Origin of the sequence: Streptomyces sp. TLI_171, assembly GCF_003610255.1 — a bacterium.
Classification (GTDB): Bacteria; Actinomycetota; Actinomycetes; order Streptomycetales; family Streptomycetaceae; genus Kitasatospora.
The window spans coordinates 6,916,837-6,943,134 of the sequence record NZ_RAPS01000001.1 but is presented as its reverse complement, the minus strand read 5'-3'; the positions used below and the strand labels follow the sequence as shown (position 1 = coordinate 6,943,134).

Genomic DNA, 26,298 nt, shown 5'->3' with positions numbered 1-26,298 from the left:
TTCACCTGCTGCTGATCAGCTCCGGGCCCGGACCGGCGCGGTCGAACCCCGCACCACCAGCTCCGGCTCGAACAGCAGCTCGTCGTGGGTGACCCGGACCCCGGCGATCTCGCCGACCAGCAGGTCCACCACCGCGCGGCCCATCGCCTCGATCGGCTGGCGCACCGTGGTCAGCGGCGGATCGGTGCACATCATGAACGAGGAGTCGTCGTAGCCGACCACCGACACGTCGTCCGGCACCGCCAGGCCGGCCCGGCGCACCGCGCGCACCGCGCCGAGCGCCAGCGGGTCGCTCGCGCAGACCACGCCGGTGACGCCCTGGCGCAGCAGCCGGGTGGTCGCCGCCTGCCCGCCCTCCAGACTGAACAGCGCGCGCTCCACGTGCTCCACCGGCAGCTCCAGACCGAGCTTCGCCATCACGGCCTCGGCCGCGGCCAGCTTGCGCTGCGAGGGCATGTGGTCGAGCGGGCCGAGCACCAGGCCGATCCTGGTGTGCCCCAACTGCCGCAGGTGGCCCACCGCCTGCTCGATCGCCACCGCGTCGTCGCAGGAGACCCGGGGGAAGTCCAGGTGCTCGATGGCGGCGTTCAGCAGCACCGTCGGCAGGCTGCGCTCGGCCAGCCGCTGGTAGTGGTCGTGCGGGGCGTCGCCCTGGGCGTACAGGCCGCCGAAGAAGACCACGCCGGAGACGTGCTGCTCCAGCAGCAGGTCCACGTAGTCGGCCTCGGAGACGCCGCCCGCGGTCTGGGTGCACAGCACCGGCGTGAAGCCCTGGCCGGCCAGCGCACCGCCCACCGCCTCGGCGAACGCCGGGAAGATCGGGTTGCCCAGCTCCGGCAGCACCAGCCCGATCAGCCGGGCGCGCTCCCCGCGCAGTTGGGTGGGGCGCTCGTAACCGAGCACATCGAGGGCGGTGAGCACGGCCGCCCTGGTCGCCTCGGAGACACCGGGCTTCTCGTTCAGCACCCGGCTGACGGTCGCCTCGCTGACCCCGACCTTCTTCGCCACCTCGGCAAGTCGTCGTGTCATGCGCCGAGTGTACGACAGAAAACGCAAGCCGCTTGCGTTGATTTGCAGAACGAGACGGAACCGAACGGTTCCGCCCCGTCCGCGGCCCTGCTCGGGGCTCCGACGACCCGCGCTCAGCGCAGATCGAACACCAGCCGGGCCGTCACCTTGCCCGCCAGCACCTCCGCGAAGCAGGAGTTCACCTCCTCCAGCCTGCGGGTCTCCCGGATCACCCTGGTCCGGCCCAGCTGGTGCAGCCGGAACACCTCCGCCAGGTCCTGCCGGGTGCCGACGATCGAGCCGACCACCTTGGTCCCGTTCAGCACCGTGTCGAACACCGGCAGCGTCAGCTCGCCACCCGCGGGCAGCGCGACCAGCACCAGGGTGCCGCCGCGGCGCAGCGAGTCGTACGCGGCCCGGAACGAGGCGTTGCTGACCGCCAGCGAGACGGCGGCGTCCGCGCCGCCGAGCTTCTGCACCTCGTGCGCCACGTCCTGGATGCGGGCGTCCAGGACGTGGTCCGCGCCCAACTCCCGGGCCAGCTTCAGCTTGTCGTCGGTGATGTCCACCGCCACCGTCTCGGCGCCGAAGATCCGCGCGTACTGCAGCGCCAGGTGCCCGAGGCCGCCGATCCCCGAGACCAGGACCCGCGTCCCCGGGCGGGCCCCGGACAGCTTCACCGCCTTGTAGGTGGTGACGCCCGCGCAGGACAGCGGGGCGGCGTCCATCGGGTCGACCCCGTCCGGCACCGGCACCACGTAGTCGCCGTGCGCCAGCGCGTACTGCGCGTACGCGCCGTCCACCGAGTAGCCGGAGTTGTGCTGGCTCGGGCAGAGCGTCTCCCAGCCGGTCACGCAGTGGTCGCAGCGCCCGCAGGCGTCGGCCAGCCACGGGATCGCCACCCGCTCGCCGACCTGCACGTGCCGGACCTCCGCGCCCGCCGCCTCGACGATCCCCACGCCCTCGTGGCCGGGCACGAACGGCGGCGACGGCTTCACCGGCCAGTCCCCGTGCGCCGCGTGGATGTCGGTGTGGCACAGGCCCGAACACTCGATCCGCACCAGCACCTGGTGCGGCTCCGGGCCGGGCACCTCCCGCTCCTCGATCTCCAGCGGCTCGGTGAAGTCCCGGACGACGGCAGCCTTCATGTCCTTCTCTCCTCGCAGAACCGGTCAAACCCGTCATGCCTGACGAAAAGGGGCAACTCCCCCGGCCCAGCCTGCTCGTTCCGCCGTCGAACGGCGAAGGGGCGCGCCGGGCACGGCCGTCGGTCGTCGTCCGGCGACGCCGCTAGGCTTGGGATCTCGTCCGGCCACCGATGGCTTCAATGCCCGTAGGCTGGGCAGGTAGGGGACCAGGGGGCGGCAGTGCCCCCGCCCACGGACGGAGGGAGATGCCGGGTGATCGAGCTGGAAGACCTTCCCGAGTTGATCGATCCGGTGATGATCTGCGCCTTCGAAGGCTGGAACGACGCCGGCGATGCGGCCTCCGCCGCGCTCGGGCACCTCGACGAGACCTGGGGCGGCAAGGTGTTCGCCGCGCTCGACGCCGAGGACTACTACGACTTCCAGGTCAACCGGCCCACCATCTGGCTCGACGGCGGCGTGCGCCGGATCACCTGGCCCACCACCCGGCTCTCCGTCGTCCGCGTCACCGAGCCCAAGCCCCGGGACCTGGTGCTCGTCCGCGGCATCGAGCCCAGCATGCGCTGGCGCTCCTACTGCAACGAGATCCTCGGCTTCGCCCACGAGCTGGGCGTCGAACTCGTGGTGATCCTCGGCGCGCTGCTCGGCGACACCCCGCACACCCGCCCCGTCCCGGTCTCCGGCGTCACCTCCGACCCGGCGGTGGCCCGCTCGCTCGACCTCGAGGAGAGCCGCTACGAGGGTCCCACCGGCATCGTCGGCGTCCTCCAGGAGGCCTGCGCGCACGCCGGCGTCCCGGCCGTGACCTTCTGGGCGGCCGTGCCGCACTACGTCTCGCAGCCGCCCAACCCCAAGGCCACCCTCGCCCTCATCAACAAGGTCGAGGACCTGCTCGACCTGCGGATCCCCCCGGGCGAGCTCGCCGAGGACTCCCGCGCCTGGCAGCTCGGGGTCGACCAGCTCGCCGCGGAGGACTCCGAAGTCGCCGAGTACGTCCAGCAGTTGGAGGAGGCCCAGGACACCGCCGAGCTCCCGGAGGCGTCCGGCGACGCGATCGCCCGCGAGTTCGAGCGCTACCTGCGCCGCCGCGAGAACCAGGGCCCCAAGGGCGAGAAGCCCATCACGGGGCACGCGACCGAACGCCCCAAGGACGAGGACGACGAGTAGCACGCCCGAAGGGGTCGGCCCGAGGAGCTGTTCGCTCCTCGGGCCGACCCCTTCGCTCTGCTAGAGGGCCACGCCCAGCAGGGCGTCGACGGTGCGGGAGGCCAGGCCCGGGGCGCCGGTGTCGTCGCCGCCCTCGGTGTGGGCGGCGGCCGCCCAGCGGTCCATCGCGGCGAGGGCGGCCGGGGTGTCGAGGTCGTCGGCGAGGGCCGCGCGGACCTCGGCGAGCAGCCCGGCGGCCGACGGACCGTCGGGGCGGGAGACCGCGTCGCGCCAGGTGGCGAGGCGGGTGAGGGCGCCGTCGAGGTCGGCGGCGGTCCACTCCCAGTCGCTGCGGTAGTGGTGGGCGAGCAGGGCGAGCCGGATCGCGGCCGGGTCGATGCCGTCGCGGCGCAGCGCGGAGACGAAGACCAGGTTGCCGCGCGACTTGGACATCTTCTGGCCGTCCAGGGCGACCATGCCGGCGTGCACGTACGCGCGGGCGTACGGGTGCTCGCCGAGGGCGACCTGGGCGTGCGCGGCGCCCATCTCGTGGTGCGGGAAGGACAGGTCGCTGCCGCCGCCGTTGATGTCGAAGTCCATGCCGAGGAACTTCAGCGCGATGGCGACGCACTCGATGTGCCAGCCGGGCCGGCCGTGGCCGAGCTCGGTGTCCCAGGCGGGTTCGCCGGGCCGGGCGGCGAGCCAGAGCAGCGCGTCCAGCGGGTTCTTCTTGCCGGGCCGCTCGGGGTCGCCGCCGCGCTCGGCGAAGACCGGGAGCATCTGCTCGCGGGTGAGGCCGGAGACCTCGCCGAAGGTCGGGTCGGACTCGACGGAGAAGTAGATGTCGCCGTCGAGCTCGTACGCGGCGCCGGAGGCGAGCAGTTGCTGGACCAGCGGGACGATCCACGGGATGGACTCGACGGCGCCGATGTAGTGCGCGGGCGGGAGCATCCGCAGCGCGGTCATGTCCTCGCGGAACAGGGCGGTCTCGCGCTCGGCGAGCTCGGTCCAGTCCTGACCGGTGGCCTCGGCGCGCTCCAGCAGCGGGTCGTCGACGTCGGTGACGTTCTGGACGTAGAGGACGTCGTGGCCGGCGTCCTTCCAGACCCGCTGGATCAGGTCGAAGGTGTTGTAGGTGGCTGCGTGGCCCAGGTGGGTCGCGTCGTAGGGGGTGATGCCGCAGACGTAGAGCCGGGCGGTCGGGCCGGTGGGCACGACTTCTCGGACACTGCTCGTGGCGGTGTCGTAAATGCGCAGGGGAAGCCCCTGACCGGGCAGGGCGGGAACCTCGGAGGCGGGCCAGGCATGCATGGCTCGACTCTAACCTTGCGATCATTTGAAAGACCAACCTGCGGACGTGATCGGCTGGAATCCGTTCGTCCCCGGTTTCGGATCGGTATCAGACCGGCGGCCAGGGAATAGACGGCCAGTCAGCCGAAGGCAGCGGATGCCGGCCGACGCTGCGCAGCGCGGCGGTCCGGGCCCGCAGGGCGTCGAGCTCCGCGGGCGTCAGGTGCGGGCGCAGCCGCTCGCCGAGCGGGCCGTCGAGCTCGGCCGCGAGGCGGGCGAGGACGTCCAGGGCCTCGTCGGTGAGCGGCTGTTCGGCCCAGCCCCAGAGCAGGGTCCGCAGCTTGGGGTCGGTGTGGAAGGTGACGCCGTGGTCGATGCCGTAGATCCGGCCGTCGGCGGCGGGCAGCCAGTGACCGCCCTTGCGGTCGGCGTTGTTGAGGACGGCGTCCAGGACGGCGAGGCGGCGCAGCCGTTCGTCGTCGCGGTGCACCAGCCAGGCCTGCCGGCCGCCGTCGAGTTCGGCGCGGACGATCGGCAGCCAGCCCTCGCGCGGGGCGTCCAGCGGCTGCAGGTCGAGCAGTTCGGGACTGTCCGGGTCGGGTTCGATCCACAGCTGCACCATGCCGGGCCCGGCCGGGCCCTCGCGCAGCACGGTGGGCGGGACCAGCTGCCAGCCGGTCGCGGCGGACACCTCGTGGGCGGCGGTCTCCCGACCGGCCAGGGTGCCGTCGGGGAAGTCCCAGAGCGGCCGCTCCCCCGCGACGGGCTTGTACACGCACGGGGCGGTGACGCCGTCCAGCGTGGCGGTGCAGTACAGCACGGCGTTGGAGGCGTCGGTGACCCGGCCGTGCACGGCGAGCGCGCCCTCGCGCAGCAGGGTGAGCGCGACGGCCGTGTCGGCGGCCAGCGCGGCGCTGGTGGCCGGGTCGGTGCCCGGGGCCCCGGCGGCCTGCTGCTCGGCCCGGTCCTCGCTCAGCGCCGGTAGCCGTTCGCGCGCGGGCACAGGTGGCCCTCGGGGTCGAGCGGGAGGTTGCAGAACGGGCAGGGCTTGCGGCCGGCGGCGACCAGGTCGAGCGCGCGCTTGGCGAACACCCGGGCCATCGCGCCGCTGAGCCGCACCCGGAGCATGTCGGGCCCGTTCTCGTCGTCGAAGACCTCGGCCTCGTTCTCCTCCTCGGACTCCTCCACGAACGCCTGCGCCTCGACCACCAGGCACTCCTCGCGGGCGTCCCAGGCGAGCGCCATGGTGCCGACCCGGAACTCCTGCTCCAGCGGCAGGTCGAGCGGCGCGGTGTCGAGCAGGTCGACGGGGGCGACGGCCGGGATCGGGGCGTCGCCGCCGCTGCGTCGCAGCGCCTCGTCGAGGACCTCCTCGATGCGCTCGGCGAGCGCGGCGACCTGGGTCTTCTCCAGCAGCACGCTGGTGATCCGGCCGCGCGAGGACGCCTGCAGGTAGAACGCCCGGGCGCCGGGCTGGCCGACGGTGCCGGCCACGAACCGCTCGGGCTGGTCGTAGAAGTGGACCTGACGGGACACGCTGCTCGCTCCGAAGGGGGTTGCGGTCTTCTCGATCTCACCCTACGGCCAAACGGGCCGGGCGTGGGGCGGGGGTCGCGGTGCGCGCCCCCGCATTTTCCGGGGCTCCTGCGGGGCCCGCCGCTCAGTCGGTGCCGGTCTCGCCGCCGACCACCGCGTCGTCGCCCTTCGAGCGGCCGTGCGGGCGCGGGGCGAGCGAGCCGAGGTCGCCGGTGTCGCCGAGCCGCAGCAGGTAGGGGCGGTTCGGGGTGTATCGGATGGCGGTGACCGAGCACGGTTCGACCGAGATCCGCTGGAAGTGGTCGAGGTGCAGACCGAGCGCGTCCGCGACGATCGCCTTGATCACGTCGCCGTGGGTCGCGGCCACCCAGAGCGCGTCCGGCCCGTGGTCGACGGCGACCTTGTCGTTCCACTCGCGCACCGCGTCCACGGTGCGGTGGCTGAGCGCGCGCAGCGACTCGCCGCCGGGGAACGCGGCGCCCGAGGCGTGGTCCTGGACGGTGCGCCAGAGCGGCTCGTCCGCCAGCTCGGACAGCGGCCGGCCGGTCCACTCGCCGTAGTGGCACTCGCCGAGCCGCTCGTCCAGTTCGGGCGCTGCCAGCTCGGGCCGGGCGGCGACGAGCGGCTCCAGGGTCTGCCCGCAGCGCTCCAGCGGGCTGCTGACCAGCCGGGCGATCGGCAGCCCGGCCAGCCGACCGGGCAGGGCTGCGGCCTGGGCGCGGCCGGTCTCGTCCAGGTCGACCCCGGGGGTCCAGCCGGCCAGGATTCCGGCCGAGTTGGCGGTGGAACGGCCGTGGCGCACGAGCAGCAGGGTGGGCATACCGCAAGGGTACGGGGTCGAAGGCGCCCCACGGACGCCGCGTTCGGGTCACAATGGCGGGCATGATCGTGGATTGCGGCATCTACCGGGCCGGGCGGCGGACCGAGGGGCCGACCGACTTCTCGGACGCCCTCGCGGAGGTCCGGGCGGCCGGCGACGGCTTCGTGTGGATCGGTCTGGCGGACCCGACCGAGGCCGAGTTCGCCCACGTCACCGACGAGTTCGGGCTGCACCCGTTGGCGGTGGAGGACGCGGTGACGGCCCATCAGCGCCCGAAGATCGACATCTATCAGGACTCGGTGTTCACCGTCCTGAAGACCGCCGCGTACCACCCCGGCGACGAGACGGTCTCGATCGGCGAGCTGATGATCTTCCTCGGCGACTCGTACGTGATGACCGTCCGGCACGGGCCGGAGAGCCCGCTGCGCGACCTGCGCGCCGAGCTGGAGAAGCAGCCCGAACTGCTGGAGCACGGGCCCGCCGCGGTGCTCTACGCGATCTGCGACCTGGTCGTCGACCGGTACCTCGACGTGGCCACCGAACTCCAGACCGACCTGGACGAGCTGGAGGCCGAGATCTTCTCCCCCGGCCGGGCCCGCGGCGCCGCCGAGCGGATCTACGGCTTCAAGCGCCAGGTGGTCGGCTTCCGCAAGGCCACCTTCCCGCTGATGGAGCCCGCCCTCCGCCTCACCCGGGCCGGCGCCGCCGAGGTGAAGATCCCCTTCGTCCCCGCCGAACTGCGCCCCTACTTCCGGGACGTCGCCGACCACCTCGCCAAGGTCAACGAAGTCGTCGAGAGCCTGGACCGCCTGCTCTCCGACATCCTCTCCGCCAACCTCGCCCAGGTCAGCGTCCAGCAGAACGACGACATGCGGAAGATCTCCGCCTGGGCCGCGCTGGCCGCCGTCCCCACCATGATCGCCGGCATCTACGGCATGAACTTCGAACACATGCCGGAGCTCCGCCAGCCCTGGGGCTACCCCGTCGCCCTCACCGTGATGGCCGGCGTCTGCCTCTTCCTCCACCGCCTCTTCAAACGCGCCGGCTGGCTGTAGCCCCGCACGGACGGGTGATGACGGGGCGTCAGGACTGCTGCTGCCGCCGGCGGGTGACCAGGACGGTGGCGGCGCCGAGCGCGATCGCGGCCGCGCCGCCGGCGGTCAGGGCGCCGAGCGGGGCGTCGGCGCCGGTGGCCGCCAGCTCCGGGGCGGTGGCCTGCGTCGTCGTGGCGGCGGCGGTGACCGCCGTGGTCGTGGTGGTGGTGACCGGGGTGGTGGTGACGGGGGTGGTGGTCGCACCCGGCGCGGGGAGCTGGGCGGCGTCGTCCTTCGCCTTGGCGGCGGACCAGCCGCGCTCCAGGAACTCGCGCACCGCCTCCGCGCTTCCGTTCTCCAGGACGGCCCGGCCCGCCTCCCGGACCTCCGGCCCGCCGGCCCCGATGAGCTGCGCGACCCGGATCCGGTCGTCGGCCAGCCGGAGCGCGGGCAGCTGCTGCAGGAACAGCGCGACCTCCAGGTCGGTGCCGTCGATGGCCTTCTCGGCCGCCTCCCGGACCTTCCGTCCGATGCTCGGGTCCTCCAGCAGCTGCGAGACCCTGACCCGGTTCGTCGACGCGGCGGCGGGCCACGTCACGGTGAGGAAGTGGTCGAGGGAGGCCCCCGAAAGGTCGTCGAGGGTGTCCTGCGCCGCCTGCCAGAGCGCGCTGTGACGCTCGGAGACGCTCATGATCTGCGTGGTCCGGATGCGCTTGTCGGTGAGGATCGCGCCCTGCAGGCCGGTGTCGAGGAAGATCTGCCAACCGGCCGGCGGGCCGGCCAGGGCCTCCTGGACCTTCTCGTAGTAGAACGCGTAGTGGCCCGGCTCGGTGAGCAGCTGCTCCAAGCGGGCGCGGGCGGCCGCCTCGTCCGCGCTCGGCCCGGCGGGAGCGCCGGACGGCTCGGTGTCGGGGGCCGGCGCGTCCGGCTGGGACCGACCCGGGCCGCTCGGGGCGGTGTCGGCCATCGCCTGGGTGGCGCCGAGAACGGTGGGCGCGGAGACGGCCGCGACGAAAACGGCAGCGGCTATCGACCGACGGATGCTCAAAAGTCCCCCCAGGGAAGCAGATCGCACGAAGACGACCGCCGTGGAACCTGGCTCACACGGCGGCCGTTGGGCGGGATCGTATCGGAACCTTCTACACCGTCAAAACATATTCTTCAACGATCCTTTGCACAGGTCAGCCCGAGCATCGCGTCGGCGACCTCCTCGACGGCCGTCGCGGGGATCGCGGTGGCGGCGTCCTCGAGGACGAGCAGCCGGGCGGCGGGGATCTCGCGGGCGAGGGCCTCGCCGTTGCCGACGGGGAAGAAGCGGTTGCGGCGGCCGTGCACCACCAGGGTGGGGAGGTTGATCTCGGGCAGGCGCTCGCGCCAGCGGGGGGTGCAGTCGAGCTTGGCGAACACCAGGCCGAGGTGGTTGGCCAGGTGGACCGGCGGGGTGACGCCGGGCGTGCGTTCCCAGATCCGGGCGGCGGTGGCGCGCGCGGCGGCGGGGTCGTCGCCGAGGATCTCCGCTCCGGCGGCGGCGAACTCGGCGACCGCCGCGCGGTCGGCCCAGTCGGGCAGCTGACGGGCGAACAGGCGGCCCATGGTCGGCCCGTCGTGCTCGGGAAGGTCCGGGTCGACCGGCCCCGGGGCGACGGGGCGGGTGCCGGCCAGGGTGAGCGCCGAGAACGCGCCCGGGTGGTCGAGCGCCGCCACCTGCGCCACCATTCCGCCGACGCCGATCCCCGCGAGCTGCGCCGGTCCGCCGCCGAGCGCGCCGACCAGGGCCGCGGCGTCGGCGGCGAGGTCGCGCAGGGTGTAGGCGGGGGCCTCCGGGTCGGCCGTCGTCGACCCCCCGCTGTCCCGCAGGTCGTAGCGCACCGCGCGGCGGCCGCCGGCGGCGAGGCGTGCGCAGAGCGCGTCGGGCCAGGAGAGCATGGTCGGCGCACCGACGAGCAGCACGAGCGGCGCCCGCTCGTCACCGAACGACTCCACGCCCAGGGCGACTGCATTGACGTCGACTGTGGTCATCGGACTCATACCAGGACGGACGGGCCCCGGCGCCCGAACTCATCGGTCCCCCGGGGATCGCACCGCCCCTGGCCGCGGGGGTCAGCGGCGCGGGCAGCGCCGTCCAGGCGGAGCTGCCCGCACGGCCCACCAGGCCCGGCTGCTCGGCCTGCACCGGCCCGCCGCTGCGGGGAGCCGGCCCGCTCAGCCGACCTGCTGCCGCTGGCGGCGGCCGACCGCCTGCGGGCGGGGGGTCACCGAGCTGCGCGCGGGGCCGTCCGGCATGGTGAAGGCGAACAGTCCGGCGGCGAGCGCGACCGCCGCCAGCACGAAGTAGCTGAGCTGGTAGGAGGCCATCGGCGGGTGCACCCGCTCGGAGCCGGTCGCGCCGAGCACCAGGACGGAGGTGACCACGGCGGGGGCCAGCGCGCTGCCGGTCTGCCGGACGACGGTGTTGAGGGTGGCGGCGTGCGCGACGTCCGCCCGGTCGACGGTGCTGAACGAGGCGATGGTGGTCGGGATGAAGACCGCGCCCATGGCCAGGCCGAGCAGGAACATGTAGCCGCGGAAGGTCCACAGTCCGGTCTGCGCGTCGGCGGTGGCGAACAGCAGCATGACGCCGGCGACGCCCAGCAGGCCGGTGCCGATGATCAGGCGCGGCCCGATCCGGTGGTAGAGCGCGCCGACCACCTGCATGGTCAGCAGGACGCCGAACGCCTCGGTGAAGGTGGTGCTGCCGCTCTCCAGCGCCGAGCCGCCGCGGGCCTCCTGGATGAAGATCGGGCCGAGGAACATCGCGCCCATCATCGGCACGTAGCCGACCAGGCTGATCAGGTTGGTGTCGCGGAACAGCCGGTCGCGGAACAGCCGCAGCCTCAGGATCGGTTCGGGCGTGCGGAGTTGGTGCCGGACGGCGATCGCGAGCAGCACGCCGCCGGCCACCAGCGAGCCGAGCACCTGCGGCCGGGCCCAGCCGAGGTCCGGGCCGGTGCAGACGCCGTACATCAGGGCGGCCGTGCCGACGGCGCAGAGCAGCAGGCCGGGCAGGTCGAGGCGGCCCGCGGTGTGGTCGCGGTGCTCGGCGAGGAAGAGCGCGCCGAACAGCACGGCCGCGGCGCCGAACGGCACGTTGACGTAGAACACCCAGCGCCAGGACAGGTCGGTGACCAGCAGGCCGCCGAGCAGCGGCGCGATCGCCGGGGCGATCTGCTGGGGCACGACCATCAGCCGGGACAGCCGGACCTGCTCGGCCTGGCTGAAGGTGCGGAACATCAGGACCTGCGAGGTGGGCATCAGCAGGCCGGCGGCGAGTCCCTGCAGGGCGCGGGCGGCGACCAGGGCGGTCAGGTTCGGGGCGGCGCCGCACAGGCCGCTGGCGACGGTGAAGGCGGTGAGCGAGAGCAGCAGCGTGCGGCGGCCGCCGTACCGCTCCACCAGCCAGGCGGAGGCGGGGATCACCATGCCGAGGCAGACGGGGTAGATCACGACGACGCCGGTGAGGGCGGCCGGGGTGAGGTCGAACTGCCGGGCGATGCTGGGGAGGGCGACGGTGGTGATGGCTCCGTCGATGATGCAGATGAAGGTGGTCAGGACAGCCATGATGGGCACGACACGGCGCTGGCCCAGGCGGGTGCTCATGGAAGCTGAGCATACTCACTATGATGATGCTCAGGAACTCCGTGGACGCCCGGGGGACGAGAAAGGCACGGCATGGCAGAGGAATCGACGACCCGGCAGCGGTTCGGCAGCAGCGACCTCCTGATCGACGAACTCTTCGACACCACACACAGGTTGCGCATCTTCGTGGACGGCCGACTGCGCGAGCACGGCGCCTCGGTGGCCCGCCTGCGGACCCTGCGCGTCCTCGCCCTCGCCGGCCAGCCGCTGCGCATGCGCGACCTCGCCGAGTACGTCGGCAACGCCGCCCGCACCACGACCACCATCGTCGACAGCCTCGAACGCGACGGCCTGGTGGAGCGCGTCCGCCACCCCTCCGACCGGCGCGCCTTCCTGCTGACCCTCACCGCCGAGGGAACCCGCCGCCACCGCGAGGCCGAGGAACTGGACCGCGCCGCCCTCGCCACCGCCACCGGCGCGCTGACCACCGCCGAACGCGACCAACTCCGCACCCTGCTCGCCCGCATCCGCACCGCCGTCACCACCGACGACCCCGCACCGGACCCCACCGACCCGGCCGAGTGAGCGGGGCCCCGGCCGTCGCGGGTTGTGGGAACATGCCGTCCATGACGTGCATCCGAAGGGGCCGTGCCTCGTAGAACTCCGGCTTCACTCCGGCCGCGGGCACCCCGCCGGGGCGGGCCCTGGGTCCGGTATCGCGACGTCCCGGGTCTGTCGGGCGCCGCGAACGCCCCCGTCCGCCTGCTCGAACGGGAGCGCCTGCCCCGGGCATCGTGACCGTGGCGCTGAGCGTGTGGTCCGTGCACGTCCACGGCACGAGGCGCCGCTGGAGGCAGTGGGAGGCCGGGTTCACCTGCCGCTGCTGCGGCGAGGGCTGGGCCCGGGACAAGCTGCAGGCGGCCCTGTTCATGCCTCCGCCGAGGGCCGCCGGCGAACTCCGGGTCCAGGTGGAGCGCCTTGCCGCGTCCGGGCGCAGGGGCCATCGCCCGCCGAGCAGACCGTTTACGCGAGCCCGGCGCGCTCCAGGGCGTCGACGCCGGTGCGGAGGGCGGCGATCCGGTCGTCCAGGGTCCAGCCGGCCGGGGCGAGGGTGAGGGTGGTGACGCCGGCGGCGGCGTAGGCCTGCATCCGGTCGGCGATGCGGGCGGTGTCGCCGAGGAGGGCGGTCGCGTCGATGAAGTCGTGCGGGACGGCGGCCGCGGCGGCGGCCTTGTCGCGGGCCAGGTAGTGGGTCTGGACTTCGTCGGCGGCCTGCTCGAAGCCCATCCGGCGGGCGAGCTGGCTGTAGAAGTTCTTCTCCTTGCTGCCCATGCCGCCGAGGTAGAGCGCGGTGTAGTCGCGCAGGGTGTCGGCGGCGGCGTGGATGTCCTCGCCGACGGCGATGTTGACGGTGGGGCAGAGGTCGAAGCCGTCGAGGGTGAGCCCGGCCTTGGCGCGGCCGGCGGCGAGCGCGTCGGTGGAGAGCGCGGCGTGCTCGGGCGCGAAGAACAGGCCGAGCCAGCCGTCGGCGATCTCGCCGGTGAGTTCGAGGTTCTTCGGGCCCATCGAGGCGATGTAGATCGGCAGGTGCTCGCGGACGGGGTGGACGGTGAGCTTGAGCGCCTTGCCGGGCCCGCCGGGCAGCGGGAGCGTCCAGTTGGCGCCGTCGTGCTGCAGCCGCTCGCGGGACATCGCCTTGCGCACGATCTCGACGTACTCGCGGGTGCGGGCCAGCGGCTTGTCGAACTTGACGCCGTACCAGCCCTCGGAGACCTGCGGGCCGGAGACGCCGAGGCCGAGCCGGAAGCGTCCGCCGGAGAGGGTGTCGAGGGTGGCGGCGGTCATCGCGGTCATCGCGGGGGTGCGGGCCGGGATCTGGAAGATGGCCGAGCCGACGTCGATCCGTTCGGTCTTCGCGGCGACGAACGACAGGACGGTGGCGGCGTCCGAGCCGTACGCCTCGGCGGCCCAGCAGACCGAGTAGCCGAGCCGGTCGGCCTCCTGGGCGACCGCGATGTTGTCGGCGTCCAGGCCGAGTCCCCAGTAGCCGAGGTTGATCCCGAGTCGCATGTGCCCAAGCCTTCCAGTCGGGTGGTGCGGTGAGCCTAGCCCCGCCGTGGAAGGTCATGCTACTGACGGGTAGCGGCGGTGTGAATCACCGCGCGGCGCGCGGACACGTCGGCCGCGCGGGTCGTCCCCGGCCCGAAGGGGTTTCGCCGCTAACCTCACTGCACGTGGGGGGCGCGGCTCCCGAGCTGCACGATCACGGGGTGACGGAGGCGCGATGGAACTGCGACAGCTCGGCCGGACCGGACTGCGGGTCTCCCGGCTCGGCCTGGGCACCCTCACCTGGGGCCGGGACACCGACGAGCACGAGGCCGCCGAGCAGTTGAAGGCGTTCGCGGACGCCGGCGGCAACCTGGTGGACACCGCCGACACGTACGCCGACGGCGGCGCCGAGTACCTGCTGTCGCGGCTGACGGACAGTCTGGTCCCGCGCTCCGAGCTGCTGATCGCCACCAAGGCCGGCTCGCTGCCCGGCAGTCCCCGCCCCGACGCCTCGCGCGGCCACCTGCTGAACGCCCTGGACGCCTCGCTGCGCCGTCTCGGCACCGACCACGTCGACCTGTGGCAGGTGCACGCGTACGACCCGGCCACACCCACCGAGGAGACCCTGCACGCGCTCGACCTGGCGGTGTCCTCCGGGCGGGCCCGGTACGTCGGGGTGTGCCAGTACAGCGGCTGGCAGCTCGCCAAGTCCGCGGCCCGGCAGCAGGCTTCGCCCGGCCGCGCCCCGCTGGCCTCGGTGCAGCTGGAGTACTCGCTGCTGCAGCGCGGCATCGAACGCGAGGCGCTGCCCGCCGCGCTGGACGCCGGGGTGGGCCTGCTGGCCTGCTCGCCGCTCGGCCGCGGCGTGCTGACCGGCAAGTACCGGCACGGGGTGCCGCCGGAGTCGCGCGGCGCCTCACCGCAGCCGACGGGCTCGGTGCAGCCGTACCTCGGCGAGACCTCCCGGCGGATCGTGGACGCGCTGGCCACCGCCGCCGACGGCCTGGCCTCCACCCCGCTGAAGGTGGCGCTGGCGTGGGTGCGGGACCGCCCGGGCGTGTCGGCGACGCTGCTGGGCGCCCGCACCGCCGCCCAGCTGCAGTCCTCGCTGTCGGTCGAGGCCCTTACGCTTCCGGGTGAGATCCGCGCTGCGCTGGACGACGTGTCGGCCCCGGTGCACCGCTACCCGGACCAGGGCTGGACGGAGCTGTAGCCGTCCGGCCCGCTGAAGGAGCCTTCCGCACATGACCACCCCTGAGGAGAGCCCGGCCCCGGCCGCCGAGCAGCACGCCGGCACGGTAGCCGCCCTCGCCGAAGCGATCCGCGCGGTCGGGCAGTCCGGCCAGGCCGGGCCGTCCGGGGCCGACGGCCCGTCAGCGCCCGCGCCCCGCGCCGCGGGGCCGGAGGGCGACGCGCAGCGGCAGGCCTCGCTGGCCGCCGTCACCGAGGTGCTGGCGGCCGGCGGCGCGCCCGCCCAGCTCGCCCCCGCGGCGATCGCCGAGCTCGGCGAGGGCGCGGCCGAGCAGCTGCGCGAGGACCCGTGGGCGGTGCTCTCCCTGCCCGGCGTCCGCCCCGAGCACGCGGACGGCTTCGCCCGCGGCCTGCTGGGTCCGCAGGCGCAGCCCGGCGATCCGCGCCGCGCCCAGGCACTGGTGACCTGGCTGCTGGAGCAGGCCGCGCTGCGCGGGCACTCCGCGCAGGAGCTCGGCGAGGTCTCCGAGGCGCTGCGCGCCCAGCACGTCCCGGACCCGGCGGCCGCCCTGCAGGCGGTGCTGGTGGACGGGCGGGTGATGCCGTTCCAGGAGGAGCTGCCGATGCCGCCGGGCAGCCACGACGAGGACGAGGAGCCGCCCGTCCGCACCCTGCTGGCCCTGGAGCGCCTGGCGCTGGCCGAGGAGAGCCTCGGCGAGGGCCTGGTCCGCCTGCTGTCGACGTTCACCCCGGGCGAGGACGCGGACGACGCGGAGCCGGCGGAGGACGCGGACGAGGCCCCCGCTGACGAGCCGGCAACCCCGCAGGCCCCCGGCGCGCCCGAGACCCCGGCCGCTCCCGTCCAGCCCGGCCCGGCCGCCTGGAAGCAGGCCGCCGCGGCCGCGTCCTCCCGCTCCGCGCAGGAGCTGATCCGGACCGCGGCGGCGGCCGGCCTGGTGCTGCACACCGGCGGCGAGGCGGCCCGCGCCGAGCCGGCCGCGCTGCTGCACGCCGCTGCCGGCCTCGGCCTGCGGGTGTGGGGCGCGACCTGGACGGGCCAGGGCCGGGACGCGCTGGCCGCGCTGCTGCCCGAGGGCTCCCCCGCCGCCGGCCGGATCGGCACCCTGGCCGAGCTGCTGTACGGCGCCCCGGTGCCGCGCGCGGTGGACGGCACCCTCGCGCTGGACGTGCTGGTGGTGCTGGACGCCCCGCTGCTGGACGTGGAGACCGCGGCGACCCTGCTGGAGGCACTGGCGGACGGCGCCCGGCTGGTGCTGTCCGGCGACCCGGGCGGCCTGTGGTCGGCCGGCCCCGGCCGGTTCTTCGCCGACCTGCTGGCCGCCAGGGCGTGCCCGGCGGTGGCGTCCCGGACGCCCGACTTCGGGCCGATCGGCGAGCTGGTGTCCGGCGTCGGCATCGGCGAGCTGCAGCCGGTGGACGCCCCGGACAAGGAGGTGGTGATCCTCACCGCCAAGGACGGCGGCGAGGCCGTCCACCGGGCGGTCCAGCTGCTCACCGACTCGATCCCGCGGGCCCTGTCCATCCCGTCCGAGCAGGCGGTGCTGCTGACGCCGGGGCACGGCGGCCCGGCCGGGACGCGGGCGCTGAACGCCGCCGCCAAGGCGAAGCTGAACCCCGGCCCGGGCCGGTTCGGCGGCTTCGACCCGGGCGACCGGGTGGTGCACTCCCCCGCGCTGGGCGTCAACCTGCCCGGCCGGGTGCTGGACGGCGACCCGAGCGGCCTGCACCTGGAACTCGCCGACGGCGGCCGGCTCACCCTCTCCCCCGCGCAGGCCGCCAAGCTGCGCCACGGCTGGGCGGTGACGGCCCATCAGGCGGTCGGACGGCGCTGGCCCGCGGTGGTCGTGGTGCTGCCGGAGGACGCGGCGGCCCAGCTGACCCGTCAGTGGGTGTACTCGGCGTTCGGCCGCGCCGAGCGGCACCTGTCGGTGGTGCACGCGGTCGGCCCGGCGCTCGCCCAGGCGGTCGCGGAGCGGCCCGCGCAGGCCCGCACCACCCGGCTGCGCTCGGTCCTCACCGACCAGTAGCGGCCCCCGCGCGCACGAAGGGCCCGGGCGGTGCGATCCGCCCGGGCCCTTCCGCATGCCGACGTGCTCTCAGTCGTCCAGCTCGTCGTCGTAGACCTCGCTGACGTCGAAGCGGCAGATCAGCAGCTCCGGGTCGGCCCCGTCGAACGGCTCGGGCAGCCACTCGCCGGGCTCGGCCGGGTCGGTGGCGGACACCCACAGCGTGGAGTCGCCCTCCTCCAGGCCGAACTCCTCCGCGCGGGCGGCGATCTCGTCCGGCTCGTACTCGCCGAACAGCACGCCGATCGCCGCCGTGATCTCGCCCTCGCCGCCTCCGCCGGGGGTGAGCGACTCGTCGACCCGCTCGGCCTGGGCGCGCAGGCGCTTCGGGTCGGCGATCAGGTAGTCGCGGCGGATCAGCACGCTGATCGCCTCGGGCTGTTCCGGGCCCTGGTAGCCGGTCCCGGTCTCGTCGCCGGGGATCTCGAACGGGGTGACCTCGTCGTAGACCTCGTAGAGGATCTGGTCGTAGGCGATGGCGGCCGCCGCGAGCTCTTCGTACGCGTGGACGACGACCGGATCGCCGGGCTCGGTGGAGCTGGAGACGGCCTGCAGGTGGCGGTCGATGGCGGCCTTGACCGCCTCTGCGGCGGCCCGTACCTCGGTGATGGTCAGCTGCGCGGCATCAGACATGGTGCAGACGCTATCCCCACCCGGCGACGACACGCACAGCGGTTGTCACCTACGACCGCTAAAACCGGGCAAGTTCACCCCTGATGTCCGTTCCGCGTGCTTCTGTGCCCGCGCTCTCGGAGCGGACGCGAGCCCTCCGCCGAGCGGTTCCGGCCACAACCTGGCCGGTCCGCGGCCCCGTCCGCGCATCCTCGCGGCCCGCCGGGGGTATCGCTGGGGTGAGGGAAAACTGATTGACGATCAGCTCCGGCCGGGGCGACGCTCGACCCGTCCGACCGGCCGGGCCGACGGACCGGGCCGTACCCGAACCGGCCGCCCGCCGGCGACGCGCCGTAGGCTTGCAGGCAGCACAGCAGCGGAGGAGACGCCTTGATCCCTACCAAAACGGTCCGGCTCCCGGAGTACGAGTACCAGTCGCTTCGCCTTCCGCGCGGCACCACCCGCAACGCCGCGCGCCAGTTCCTCACCGAACAGGCCGAGTACGGGCATTGGGAGCTCGACCGGCTCCGGCTCTACCCGGACGGCAGCCGCACCGTCCGGCTGAAGCGACGGGTCATCCGGCAGGTCCGCTCCACCTGGTAGCCCCTCACGCACGGACGCCCGCGCCCGGTCCGCCCCACCGCACACCGCGGTGGGGCGCCCGGGCGCGGGCGTCCGCCGTTCCCGCCCCCGGCGCCTAGCGGCGGGCCAGCGAGCGCGAGCGCCGGTACAGCACCCCGCCGCCGATCAGCAGCGCCGCACCCGTCGGGGCCAGGATCTCCAGGCCGGACGCGCCGGTGGAGGCCAGCTGCGCCTGCTCGCCGGCGGTGGGCGCGGTGGCCCGGGCCTGGCTGACGGTGCCCGCGGTCACCGGCGTGCTCGGCGTCGCCGGGGTGCTGGGGGTGGCCGGCTGGTCGCCGTTCGGGCCGCCGTTGCGGTCCGAACCGGGGTTGCCCGGGGTGCCCGGGTTTCCGCCGTGCTCGCCGCCCGTCCGGTCGGGCGGGCAGTCGTCACCGTGCGGCGGGGTGCTGGGCGGCGGGGTGGTCGGGTGGTGGTGGGGCGTCCCGGTGTTGCCGCAGCTGTTGCCGAACGCCGGGTTGCCGACGCCGATCACGTCCGCCGAGTTGCCGCAGGCGTTGAGCGGCGCGGTGATCGGCACCTGCACGTTGTTGCCGGAGACCGCGCCCGGGGAGTTCGCGGTGGTGCCGCTCGCCGAGGAACCGGCCTGCGGGGTGTCCGAGCGGTGGCTGCTGCTCCGGTTCGAGCAGTCGTTGCCGTACGCCGGGTTCAGCAGTCCGATGATGTTGATCGTGTTGCCACAGACGTTGGGATCCACCTCCACGGGGAGCTGCACCGTGTTCCCGGACCCGACGCCCGGCGAGTTGGTCGCGGCGCCGTGTGCGTCCGCGGCGGCGTGGGCGTAGCCCGCGGTCGAGGCCAGCACGCTGCCGGTGGCCATGGCCGTGAGGAGGCCTTTCCTGGCGACCTGTCGCATTGACTCCCCTTGATTTCTCATCCGATGGTCTGACTGCTTCTGTTGCACTTCCGCATTCCGCCGCGGACCGGAACCGATCCGATAGTCGGAATTGCGCGCCGCTACGGCGAGGGCACTACTTCAACGACTCTTAACGGTGAAGGTTGAGCCATCTGCAGTCAGTTCATCCGATCGGGTGAGCTGCGCCGTGGAGGCGGAACCGCACCCTTCACCCGGACGGGCGGCACCACCGCCCGCACCGGCCGGACACGGGTCCGCCCCCGCGCGACACAGGGATCGCGCGGGGGCGGGAACTCGGGGGTCGGCGGCCCGTCGCGGTCGGCGACGGGACCCGCTCAGACGTTCTGGCAGCTGTTGCCGAACGCCGGGTTGAGCAGGCCGATCACGCTGATGGTGTTGCCGCAGACGTTCACCGGGATGTGCACCGGGACCTGGATCAGGTTGCCCGAGAGCACGCCCGGCGAGGCGACCGCGGAGCCGTCCGCGTGGGCGCCGCCGTGCGCCGAGGCGACGCCGGCGCCCGCGAGCACCAGGCCACCGGTGGCGGCGACGACGGCAGCGATCTTCTTGGCCTTCATCTGACTGTTCCTCCTGGTCGATTCCAGCCCGTTCCCCCGGGCTGCACACGGAAGAACGAAGGCCCGGCGACCGGGATACGGGACCGGATCCGCATTCACCCGTTGAAGTGATCAAGCGAACAGATGATCGCCATTTCGGATGCCGAACAGCTCTGATGCTCGCCCGACTAATCCGACGGACGCCGACGCCTCCCCCGGGATTTCCCGGCTCCTCGCCTCAGGCCAGATCGATGAACCGGTCGAGCACCCGCACGCCGAACTTCAGGCCGTCCACCGGCACCCGCTCGTCCACGCCGTGGAACATCCCGGCGAAGTCCAGCTCCGGCGGGAGCTGCAGCGGCGCGAAGCCGAAGCAACGGATGCCCAGGTCCTGGAAGGACTTGGCGTCCGTGCCGCCGGACAGGCAGTAGGGGACGGCCCGGGCGATCGGGTCCTCGGCGCGCAGCGCGGTCTGCATCGCGTCGACCAGGGCGCCGTCGAAGCTGGTCTCCAACGCCTTGTCGTAGTGCAGGCTCTCGCGCTTCACGCGCGGGCCGAGCACGCTGTCCAGCTCGGCCAGGAACTCCTCCTCGTACCCGGGCAGGAAGCGGCCGTCCACGTGCGCGGTGGCCTGGCCGGGGATCACGTTCACCTTGTAGCCGGCCCCGAGCATGGTCGGCTGGGCGGTGTTGCGCAGGGTGGTGCCGATCATCTTGGCGATGCCGCCGAGCACCCGCAGCGTCTCGTCCATGTCCTCCGGGTCGAGCGGCACGCCGAGCGCGTCGGACAGCTCGTCCAGGAACGCCCGCACCGTCTTGGTGATCCGCAGCGGGAACTGGTGCCGGCCGAGCCGGGCGACCGCCTCGCACAGCTCGGTGATCGCGTTGTCGTCGTTCTCCATCGAGCCGTGCCCGGCCCGGCCCTCGACGGTCAGGCGCATCCAGTGCATGCCCTTCTCCGCCGTCTCCACCAGGTACAGCCGGGCCTGGTCGTTGACGGTGAAGGAGAAGCCGCCGACCTCGCCGATCGCCTCGGTGACGCCCTCGAACAGGTCCGGGTGCCGGTCCACCAGGAACCGGGCGCCGTATGTGCCGCCCGCCTCCTCGTCGGCGAGGAACGCCAGCACCAGGTCGCGCGGGGGCTTGCGGCCGGTGCGCAGCCGGTCGCGGACGACCGCCAGGGTCATCGCGTCCATGTCCTTCATGTCGACGGCGCCGCGGCCCCACACGCAGCCGTCGGTGATCTCGCCGGAGAACGGGTGCACCGTCCAGTCCGCGGCGTTGGCCGGCACCACGTCGGTGTGGCCGTGGATCAGCAGGCCCGGACGCGACCGGTCCTCGCCCTCGATCCGCACCACCGTCGAGGCGCGGCCCTTCTCCGACTCGAAGATCTGCGGCTCCAGCCCGAACTCGGCGAGCTGCTCGGCGACGTACTCGGCCGCCTTCCGCTCCCCCGGGCCCGAGCCGTCCCCGTAGTTGCTGGTGTCGATGCGGATCAGGTCCCGGCAGATCTCGGCGACCTCCGACTCGGCCGTCACCACGCGCTCGCTGCCCACACTCATCGCTCCCACCTCGTGTCTGCCCGCCCCGGCGCGGCTGCGGCCCGCGCCGCCCCGGCCCGGCCGGAGGCCGCGGGCGTCGTCCCGCCATCCTCCCCCAGCACCCGTCCGGCCCCAAGGGCATATCCCCCGACACTCCTGACGACCCCGTCCCCCACCCTCCTTTCGAAGCCCCGCCCGCCCCACCGCCCCCGGTTTTGGGTCTCCCCGACGATCTTTGCTACTGTTGTCCATGTCAGCGCGGGACACCTACCCCGCGAGGACGACACCCGGTCCGGGTGGCGGAATGGCAGACGCGCTAGCTTGAGGTGCTAGTGCCCTTTATCGGGCGTGGGGGTTCAAGTCCCCCCTCGGACACTCTTTTCCCTGCAGCGCTTGGTTTTTCGGCACTGCTAATTGCCGCCTCCTGCAGACAGCCGGAGGCGGTTTTTGCCGTTCTGTATCGCACAACTCGACCAGCGCCGCCAGGAGAGCGCCAGCGTCAGGGCCACGCGGAGACCACGGGACTCCGTCTGCAGCATCTGCGAGCCGCGCGACGTGACGTGGTCCTGGTGCTCTTCGGTGGAACGCCTGCCGTAGAACGCGAACCGTGACGCGGCGAACAGCAACAGTGACCGGTACTGGGCTTCCACTTGTACCCGCCTCCCTGAAAGTGGTCACGACCGAATCGTGCGACCATCCAGGGAGTGTCGATGCCAGAGACGAACAGCGGGGCTGCCGATCTCTCGCCCGTTCCGGTGGAAGCGGTCCTCAGTGCCAGGTCGGCGGCGGTGCTCGTAGAGCTCCAGCGCGCCGACGGAAAGGCTACTGCGCTCTGCGCGCTGGCTGGCGGCACGCTGACCGCGGCGGTGGCGGCCGCCCCGGCCTGGTCCACCAGGCCGGCCCTGCTGACAGCGGCCGTGCTGTGCGGCTGCGTGCTCCTGCTCGCCGCGGCGGCGGCCGCGCTTGTCGCCATCCGGCCCGTGCTGCCGCAAGCCTGGTCGCTGGCCGAACTGGCGCCCTTCCGGGCCGGGCCGGTGATGGCGAGCGCTTTCGCCGACGTGGCGACTCTGGACCGAGCAACCCTGATCGAACTCGAGGCGCAGCGCCTCTGGCGGCTGGCACGGCTAGCCGAGCGGAAGTTCCGGGCCGTCAGGGCCTCGGTTGACCTGATCGCCGCGGCGGGCACGGTGACCGGAATTGGCCTGTTGATTTCCTGCGCGCATTGAGAGCATTGCGCCACTGTTGTCCGAGGAAACTCAGGGGGGGGCACATGTATTTTTCCCATGAATCTCTCATCGGTGACCAGCTCTGGTCAGAACTGCGCAATCTCGCACCGGAACGCAGCCGCCCCGCCAGATCGATGCTGCTCCGCCAGGGCGACCCCGGCACCCAGGTGATCCTGCTGAGCTCCGGATCCACCCTGGTCACCCTGGCGGGCGCCAACGGCGAGCGGACGCTGCTGGCTGTCCGCGGCGCCGGCGAACTGCTCGGCGAGCTCGCGGTCCTGGATGCCCAGCCGCGCTCAGCCTCGGTGATCGCTGCCGAGCCGTGCCGCGTCCATCTCGTCCCCGCTCCCGACTTCCTCGCCTTCGTCCGCGAAAACGATCTGACAATTCCCCTGCTGCGGCACGCCATTGCGCGGGTTCGGGAAGCGGAGGCGGTCCGCCTGGAAATGGCGACCGCGCCGGTGCCGGTGCGCTTGGCCGCTGCCCTGGGCCGACTGGTCCAGGCGGCTTCCCGGCACGGCGCGGAGACCGTGGTGCGGTTGACCCAGACCGAGCTCTCGCAGCTGATCGGTGCCTCCCGGAACGGGGTGGGCAGCGCGATCAGACCGTGGCGGGAACGGGGCTGGCTCGGGACCGAGGCCAGCGGCGGGCTGGTCATCCGGAACATGCCGGCCATCCGGGCGGACACGCTCGCATGAGTGACGCAGGCCACCGCGGCGGTGCCCAGTACTGGGCACCGCCGCTCCGTTCGGCCAAGCAGCATGGGGCCTCGTCCACCGCCCTGCCTGCCGAAAGGCCACCCACTCATGGTTTCCTCCGCATCCATGCCGGACCGGGACGTAACCGGCCACGACGTGCCGCCCGAGCAGGCAGTCATGGTCGTCGACATGAAGGGCTACAGCCGGCTCCCCGAAGCGCAAATGGCGCCTGTCCGGTCCGATCTGGACAGCATCCTGGAGACCGTCTTCGCCCAGAGCGGACTGCCTGCGCCCCACACCCTGGACACCGGGTACAAGGACGCGGGCGACGGCGTCATCCTGCTCCTCCCGCCGCGGCACGTTGCGCGGCTGGTCGATCCGTTGCTTAAGAACCTGAGTGCCGCGCTCCAGCGCTACGAGGGCCTCCGGACGGCCGCCGCGCCGACCATCCGCCTCCGCGCCGCCGTCCATCTCGGCCCGCTGAGCGTTCCCGACCACCGCGGCACCGCGATCAACGACGCCTGCCGATTGGTCAACAGCGACGCGGCCTACCAGGCGATCGCGGCCGCGACCGAAAACGGGCTGTTCTTGGCCGCCGTCCTCTCGGAGCCCGTCTACCAGCGCTCCGTACAGGCCGGTCGCACCCGCCCAGAACTGACGGAACGCCAGTTCTTGTCGGCCACCGCCCGGGTGGCCGACAAGCCCGGGTTCGAGGTGCCGTGCCGCCTGACTGTCCCGGGCCTGCCCGCTCACACCCTCCGCGAGTACTTGCCCGATCCCGCCAAGCCCGGTTCGCGCACCGATCTCACGCTACCCCCGGCGCATCCCATGCCGGAGCAATCCGCCAGGTCAGGGGCCGTCCTCAACTTCCACAGCGCGCTCAACGACCCCGTGATCAACGGGCAAGTTGAGAACCTCCGGATCGACCGCCGCAGTCGCTGAGCCGGCACCACCTCATCCGTCGCATCCGTACAAAGGAGAAGCCTGTGTCCGACACCTCCTACCCGCCCCGATCCGCTGGCGAGCCGAACGGCGAGGGGCACAGAGGCGGAGATCTCGAGTCCTGGCTGCCGGACTGGGTGCAGTCCCAGCAGGACCACCGGCTGAAGCAGCCCGACGCCCCGACGGCCCAGGTCGAGGAGGATCCGGAGCAGCCCGTCACCCAGGAGGTTGCCCCGGGTATCCACACGTCCGCTCGCCCGGTGGCGCACTTCCACGGTCAGGTCGATGTCGTGGCCGGCCACGTCCAGCAGCTGATCCTGGAAACCCGAAAGCGCGATGTCCTCGAAGGCGAGGAACTGGACCGGGAGGACCTCCTGGAGCAACCGTGCGTCCGCGACGTGTGGAAGGACGTCTGGCAGGAGGCCCTCGACCCGGGCACCGGCGGCTTGCGGGCACCCGTCCTGGTCGTCGTCGCTCCCCGTGCGATCGGCGCCACCACCTTCGCACTGCGCCTGCTGGCCGAACACACTCCGCCGAGCACCACGATGGTCAAGCTGCAGGCGGACTGGAACTCACCCAGCCGGACCCGGCTCCCCCTGGAGCCGCGGCACGCCTTCCAGCTCGACCTCAAGGATCCGGACAACGACCGGGTTTCTGCCGACTTCCTCTCCTCCCTCGGGAAGCATGCCGACAACCTCGCCGACTGTGGATCCCATCTCGTTCTGACGGTGCCTCAGGAGCTCTGGGACGCCCCCAGCCTGATCTCCCGGCCCGGTGTGCAGGTGCTCCGCCTGACGGACTCCCCCGCCGCCGACTCGGTGGTCGACGCCCATCTGGAGGCCGGCGGCCACCACGAGCTGGCCAGGGAGATCAGGGCGTCCCAGCAAGCCCTGGACCAACTGAGCGGTTTGAACGCCGTAGCAGCGGTCCGGGCGGTCCACCGGATCGTCGCGGTCTGGGAGGAATACCGCCTGTACCGACAGACCCCAGTGCTACTCCGGAACGGAGCGGAGCAGGGCGCGGCGAAGACGTTCGAGGACCGCGTACTCGAGGCCCTGTCGGACTGGCGCGGGGAGCTGGACGAGCTCTTTGGGGACCGCACCGTCGTCGCTGGTAGGACCGACCGGTCGTTGGCGCTTGAGGACCGCTACTTACTGCTCGCCTTGGCGGTGCGGCAGTCCGCGCCGGTGTCCCTGGTGTCGACTGGCGCGCGGCAGCTACAGGCGGTGGTGGAGTCCGCGAACAGCGGCCCAACGACAGGGACGGCCGCTCAGGCTTCCTTCGCGGCCCGCGGTCTGCGCCGCCGGATCCAGGACGTCGGTGCCACGGTCGACGGGCGCGACGTGGTGCTCTTCGACCGGCCGGCCTATGGACGGGCAGTGCTCGAGTACGTCTGGGACAACTACGAGGCCATGCGCACACCGCTGCTCGGTTGGCTCGCGAAGCTCGACCCCCGGCCCGATCCGACGGACCCGGTGGTCAGGACGCTCGCGTCCCTGGCCCTACGCCACGGCACCCGGGAACACCTCAACAAGCTGGCCGAGTTGACCGAGCCGGAGCTACTGGGCGCCGTCCTCCGGAGCGCGGTGAACGACGAGCATGTCGGACGCCTCGTCTGGGCCACGCTCTATAGTTGGGCTGACACAGGTGGCCGCGAACCCACCGTGGTGTCCACCTGCCGCCTCGTCCTGGCCGACCCCCAGGTCAGTTCTGCCGCCGCGAAGATGGCCGTGGTCCGGCTGCGGCGGGTGGCCCAGAGGACCTCTGACCCGGCCGTCCGGCAGAGCGTGCTCACAGCCTTCGAGGAGCTCGCCCGCCAACCGGCCGGCCGCGCCCGGCTGGTCGCCGAGGTCCAGACCTGGCAGCAGGCAAGGAGCTCGTCCCGGAACGGGAGCCTGGCATTCCTGGCCCTGATGTCGATGGACGGCCCGGGGCTGCCGTGGCTGCTGTCGGTCGATGGGCCGGAGATCGACGTCCAACGGGCCTTGACTGAACTGCTTGGCAGCCCGGAGACCGCGATCGAGACCATCCCCCGGATCACCGGCTGGATCCGCTCCTGCGCGAGCGACTCCGACAGCTACGTGAAGCTCCGTGACCAACTGCTCGTGCCGCTCCGCGGGCACCGGATGTTCCAGGCCGGGATGGACCTGATGCAGGCGCTCACAGGCTCCGTCACGGCGCAGGGTGTCAACATCGCTGAGGATTTCTACCAGCACCTGGTCAGTGCGCCGTTCCAGAAGCTCTTCGCACCCGACGGCACCACTCGATGAGGTGGCCATGGCAGCGGGCCGCGCACACCATCGGCTC

The 26,298-nt window shown here is 73.0% G+C and carries 25 protein-coding genes and 1 tRNA gene; 11 read left to right on the top strand and 15 right to left on the bottom strand.

All coding sequences use genetic code 11. The features are described 5' to 3' along the window. Positions 1-15: 15 nt before the first annotated feature. Together BX266_RS30790 and adhP are read right to left on the bottom strand one after the other, a co-directional pair. Positions 16-1,029, bottom strand: a complete 1,014-nt coding sequence (locus BX266_RS30790) for a LacI family DNA-binding transcriptional regulator (protein ID WP_099905162.1) — start codon at positions 1,027-1,029, stop codon at positions 16-18. Positions 1,030-1,142: 113 nt separating this feature from the next. Then, positions 1,143-2,156 carry an alcohol dehydrogenase AdhP gene (gene adhP, locus BX266_RS30785; protein ID WP_099905160.1) on the bottom strand — a complete coding sequence of 338 codons (1,014 nt, stop codon included), beginning with the start codon at positions 2,154-2,156 and terminating at the stop codon, positions 1,143-1,145. A gap of 252 nt (positions 2,157-2,408) precedes the next feature. Between adhP and BX266_RS30780 the strand changes: the two genes are divergently transcribed. Then, the gene (locus BX266_RS30780) at positions 2,409-3,320 is read left to right on the top strand and encodes a PAC2 family protein (RefSeq protein WP_099905158.1); all 912 of its coding nucleotides are present in this window, start codon (positions 2,409-2,411) and stop codon (positions 3,318-3,320) included. Positions 3,321-3,380: 60 nt separating this feature from the next. On the opposite strand, the gene mshC is transcribed toward BX266_RS30780, so the two are convergent. The 4 genes from mshC to BX266_RS30760 all read right to left on the bottom strand — a co-directional run bounded on the left by mshC (position 3,381) and on the right by BX266_RS30760 (position 6,945). After that, the gene (mshC, locus tag BX266_RS30775) at positions 3,381-4,610 is read right to left on the bottom strand and encodes a cysteine--1-D-myo-inosityl 2-amino-2-deoxy-alpha-D-glucopyranoside ligase (protein WP_099905156.1); all 1,230 of its coding nucleotides are present in this window, start codon (positions 4,608-4,610) and stop codon (positions 3,381-3,383) included. An 88-nt stretch (positions 4,611-4,698) separates the two neighbouring features. Beyond that, positions 4,699-5,496, bottom strand: a complete 798-nt coding sequence (locus BX266_RS30770; protein WP_259465177.1) for an SCO1664 family protein — start codon at positions 5,494-5,496, stop codon at positions 4,699-4,701. A 65-nt stretch (positions 5,497-5,561) separates the two neighbouring features. Continuing rightward, the gene (locus tag BX266_RS30765; protein WP_099905152.1) at positions 5,562-6,125 is read right to left on the bottom strand and encodes a DUF3090 domain-containing protein; all 564 of its coding nucleotides are present in this window, start codon (positions 6,123-6,125) and stop codon (positions 5,562-5,564) included. Between the two features lie 124 nt (positions 6,126-6,249). Further along, positions 6,250-6,945 (bottom strand): histidine phosphatase family protein, encoded by a 696-nt coding sequence (locus tag BX266_RS30760; protein WP_099905150.1) that lies wholly within the window; start codon positions 6,943-6,945, stop codon positions 6,250-6,252. Positions 6,946-7,007: 62 nt separating this feature from the next. Between BX266_RS30760 and corA the strand changes: the two genes are divergently transcribed. Beyond that, positions 7,008-8,000, top strand: coding sequence for a magnesium/cobalt transporter CorA (gene corA / locus BX266_RS30755; protein WP_180290680.1), 993 nt, complete (start codon positions 7,008-7,010; stop codon positions 7,998-8,000). A 28-nt stretch (positions 8,001-8,028) separates the two neighbouring features. Here the strand turns inward: corA and BX266_RS30750 are convergent, their stop codons facing one another. From BX266_RS30750 to BX266_RS30740, 3 genes are all read right to left on the bottom strand, one after another. Continuing rightward, complete coding sequence (locus BX266_RS30750) at positions 8,029-9,027, bottom strand: ALF repeat-containing protein (RefSeq protein WP_143687039.1); 999 nt, start codon at positions 9,025-9,027, stop codon at positions 8,029-8,031. A 113-nt stretch (positions 9,028-9,140) separates the two neighbouring features. Then, the gene (locus BX266_RS30745) at positions 9,141-9,998 is read right to left on the bottom strand and encodes an alpha/beta fold hydrolase (protein ID WP_099905143.1); all 858 of its coding nucleotides are present in this window, start codon (positions 9,996-9,998) and stop codon (positions 9,141-9,143) included. 183 nt (positions 9,999-10,181) lie between these two features. Continuing rightward, the gene (locus BX266_RS30740) at positions 10,182-11,615 is read right to left on the bottom strand and encodes a DHA2 family efflux MFS transporter permease subunit (RefSeq protein WP_099905141.1); all 1,434 of its coding nucleotides are present in this window, start codon (positions 11,613-11,615) and stop codon (positions 10,182-10,184) included. A gap of 72 nt (positions 11,616-11,687) precedes the next feature. On the opposite strand from BX266_RS30740, the gene BX266_RS30735 reads away from it, so the two are divergent. Further along, entirely contained in the window at positions 11,688-12,179 is a 492-nt protein-coding gene (locus tag BX266_RS30735) for a MarR family winged helix-turn-helix transcriptional regulator (protein ID WP_099905139.1), read from the top strand. Positions 12,180-12,617: 438 nt separating this feature from the next. Here BX266_RS30735 and BX266_RS30730 read toward each other — a convergent pair whose 3' ends face one another. After that, entirely contained in the window at positions 12,618-13,664 is a 1,047-nt protein-coding gene (locus tag BX266_RS30730) for an LLM class F420-dependent oxidoreductase (RefSeq protein WP_099905137.1), read from the bottom strand. A 214-nt stretch (positions 13,665-13,878) separates the two neighbouring features. On the opposite strand from BX266_RS30730, the gene BX266_RS30725 reads away from it, so the two are divergent. Continuing rightward, on the top strand, positions 13,879-14,856 hold the full coding sequence (locus tag BX266_RS30725; protein WP_099905135.1) for an aldo/keto reductase: 978 nt from the start codon (positions 13,879-13,881) through the stop codon (positions 14,854-14,856). A gap of 31 nt (positions 14,857-14,887) precedes the next feature. Continuing rightward, entirely contained in the window at positions 14,888-16,882 is a 1,995-nt protein-coding gene (locus BX266_RS30720) for a helix-hairpin-helix domain-containing protein (protein WP_259464936.1), read from the top strand. A 69-nt stretch (positions 16,883-16,951) separates the two neighbouring features. Here BX266_RS30720 and BX266_RS30715 read toward each other — a convergent pair whose 3' ends face one another. Continuing rightward, positions 16,952-17,554 carry a hypothetical protein gene (locus BX266_RS30715; RefSeq protein WP_099905133.1) on the bottom strand — a complete coding sequence of 201 codons (603 nt, stop codon included), beginning with the start codon at positions 17,552-17,554 and terminating at the stop codon, positions 16,952-16,954. A 372-nt stretch (positions 17,555-17,926) separates the two neighbouring features. Between BX266_RS30715 and BX266_RS30710 the strand changes: the two genes are divergently transcribed. Then, on the top strand, positions 17,927-18,136 hold the full coding sequence (locus BX266_RS30710) for a DUF5703 family protein (RefSeq protein ID WP_259465176.1): 210 nt from the start codon (positions 17,927-17,929) through the stop codon (positions 18,134-18,136). 94 nt (positions 18,137-18,230) lie between these two features. On the opposite strand, the gene BX266_RS30705 is transcribed toward BX266_RS30710, so the two are convergent. The 3 genes from BX266_RS30705 to BX266_RS30690 all read right to left on the bottom strand — a co-directional run bounded on the left by BX266_RS30705 (position 18,231) and on the right by BX266_RS30690 (position 21,146). After that, on the bottom strand, positions 18,231-18,992 hold the full coding sequence (locus BX266_RS30705) for a chaplin (protein ID WP_259464935.1): 762 nt from the start codon (positions 18,990-18,992) through the stop codon (positions 18,231-18,233). A 371-nt stretch (positions 18,993-19,363) separates the two neighbouring features. After that, positions 19,364-19,606, bottom strand: coding sequence for a chaplin (locus BX266_RS30695; RefSeq protein ID WP_099905121.1), 243 nt, complete (start codon positions 19,604-19,606; stop codon positions 19,364-19,366). Between the two features lie 217 nt (positions 19,607-19,823). Next, a complete protein-coding gene (locus BX266_RS30690; RefSeq protein WP_099905118.1) occupies positions 19,824-21,146 on the bottom strand; it encodes a M20/M25/M40 family metallo-hydrolase in 1,323 nt (440 codons plus the stop codon). 269 nt (positions 21,147-21,415) lie between these two features. Between BX266_RS30690 and BX266_RS30685 the strand changes: the two genes are divergently transcribed. Further along, positions 21,416-21,500: transfer RNA gene (locus BX266_RS30685), tRNA-Leu, on the top strand. A gap of 35 nt (positions 21,501-21,535) precedes the next feature. On the opposite strand, the gene BX266_RS30680 is transcribed toward BX266_RS30685, so the two are convergent. Further along, on the bottom strand, positions 21,536-21,775 hold the full coding sequence (locus BX266_RS30680; protein ID WP_099905116.1) for a hypothetical protein: 240 nt from the start codon (positions 21,773-21,775) through the stop codon (positions 21,536-21,538). 60 nt (positions 21,776-21,835) lie between these two features. Here BX266_RS30680 and BX266_RS30675 point away from each other — a divergent pair, with 60 nt between their 5' ends. The 4 genes from BX266_RS30675 to BX266_RS30660 all read left to right on the top strand — a co-directional run bounded on the left by BX266_RS30675 (position 21,836) and on the right by BX266_RS30660 (position 26,261). After that, positions 21,836-22,351: a Pycsar system effector family protein gene (locus BX266_RS30675; RefSeq protein ID WP_099905113.1), complete on the top strand. Its 516-nt coding sequence runs from the start codon at positions 21,836-21,838 to the stop codon at positions 22,349-22,351. A 44-nt stretch (positions 22,352-22,395) separates the two neighbouring features. Continuing rightward, on the top strand, positions 22,396-23,049 hold the full coding sequence (locus BX266_RS30670; protein WP_099905111.1) for a Crp/Fnr family transcriptional regulator: 654 nt from the start codon (positions 22,396-22,398) through the stop codon (positions 23,047-23,049). Positions 23,050-23,175: 126 nt separating this feature from the next. Beyond that, positions 23,176-23,991, top strand: a complete 816-nt coding sequence (locus BX266_RS30665; protein WP_099905109.1) for a hypothetical protein — start codon at positions 23,176-23,178, stop codon at positions 23,989-23,991. A gap of 44 nt (positions 23,992-24,035) precedes the next feature. After that, positions 24,036-26,261, top strand: a complete 2,226-nt coding sequence (locus tag BX266_RS30660) for a hypothetical protein (RefSeq protein ID WP_259464934.1) — start codon at positions 24,036-24,038, stop codon at positions 26,259-26,261. Positions 26,262-26,298 lie beyond the last annotated feature (37 nt).

Bases quoted from the DNA above. Each gene is read 5' to 3' on its own strand.
- BX266_RS30790 (WP_099905162.1), bottom strand. From the start codon at position 1,029: ATGACACGACGACTTGCCGAGGTGGCGAAGAAGGTCGGGGTCAGCGAG.
- adhP (WP_099905160.1), bottom strand. From the start codon at position 2,156: ATGAAGGCTGCCGTCGTCCGGGACTTCACCGAGCCGCTGGAGATCGAG.
- corA (WP_180290680.1), top strand. From the start codon at position 7,008: ATGATCGTGGATTGCGGCATCTACCGGGCCGGGCGGCGGACCGAGGGG.
- mshC (WP_099905156.1), bottom strand. From the start codon at position 4,610: ATGCATGCCTGGCCCGCCTCCGAGGTTCCCGCCCTGCCCGGTCAGGGG.
- BX266_RS30670 (WP_099905111.1), top strand. From the start codon at position 22,396: ATGTATTTTTCCCATGAATCTCTCATCGGTGACCAGCTCTGGTCAGAA.
- BX266_RS30675 (WP_099905113.1), top strand. From the start codon at position 21,836: ATGCCAGAGACGAACAGCGGGGCTGCCGATCTCTCGCCCGTTCCGGTG.
- BX266_RS30705 (WP_259464935.1), bottom strand. From the start codon at position 18,992: ATGGCCACCGGCAGCGTGCTGGCCTCGACCGCGGGCTACGCCCACGCC.
- BX266_RS30695 (WP_099905121.1), bottom strand. From the start codon at position 19,606: ATGAAGGCCAAGAAGATCGCTGCCGTCGTCGCCGCCACCGGTGGCCTG.
- BX266_RS30745 (WP_099905143.1), bottom strand. From the start codon at position 9,998: ATGACCACAGTCGACGTCAATGCAGTCGCCCTGGGCGTGGAGTCGTTC.
- BX266_RS30690 (WP_099905118.1), bottom strand. From the start codon at position 21,146: ATGAGTGTGGGCAGCGAGCGCGTGGTGACGGCCGAGTCGGAGGTCGCC.
- BX266_RS30720 (WP_259464936.1), top strand. From the start codon at position 14,888: ATGACCACCCCTGAGGAGAGCCCGGCCCCGGCCGCCGAGCAGCACGCC.
- BX266_RS30760 (WP_099905150.1), bottom strand. From the start codon at position 6,945: ATGCCCACCCTGCTGCTCGTGCGCCACGGCCGTTCCACCGCCAACTCG.
- BX266_RS30735 (WP_099905139.1), top strand. From the start codon at position 11,688: ATGGCAGAGGAATCGACGACCCGGCAGCGGTTCGGCAGCAGCGACCTC.
- BX266_RS30715 (WP_099905133.1), bottom strand. From the start codon at position 17,554: ATGTCTGATGCCGCGCAGCTGACCATCACCGAGGTACGGGCCGCCGCA.
- BX266_RS30740 (WP_099905141.1), bottom strand. From the start codon at position 11,615: ATGAGCACCCGCCTGGGCCAGCGCCGTGTCGTGCCCATCATGGCTGTC.
- BX266_RS30725 (WP_099905135.1), top strand. From the start codon at position 13,879: ATGGAACTGCGACAGCTCGGCCGGACCGGACTGCGGGTCTCCCGGCTC.
- BX266_RS30665 (WP_099905109.1), top strand. From the start codon at position 23,176: ATGCCGGACCGGGACGTAACCGGCCACGACGTGCCGCCCGAGCAGGCA.
- BX266_RS30730 (WP_099905137.1), bottom strand. From the start codon at position 13,664: ATGCGACTCGGGATCAACCTCGGCTACTGGGGACTCGGCCTGGACGCC.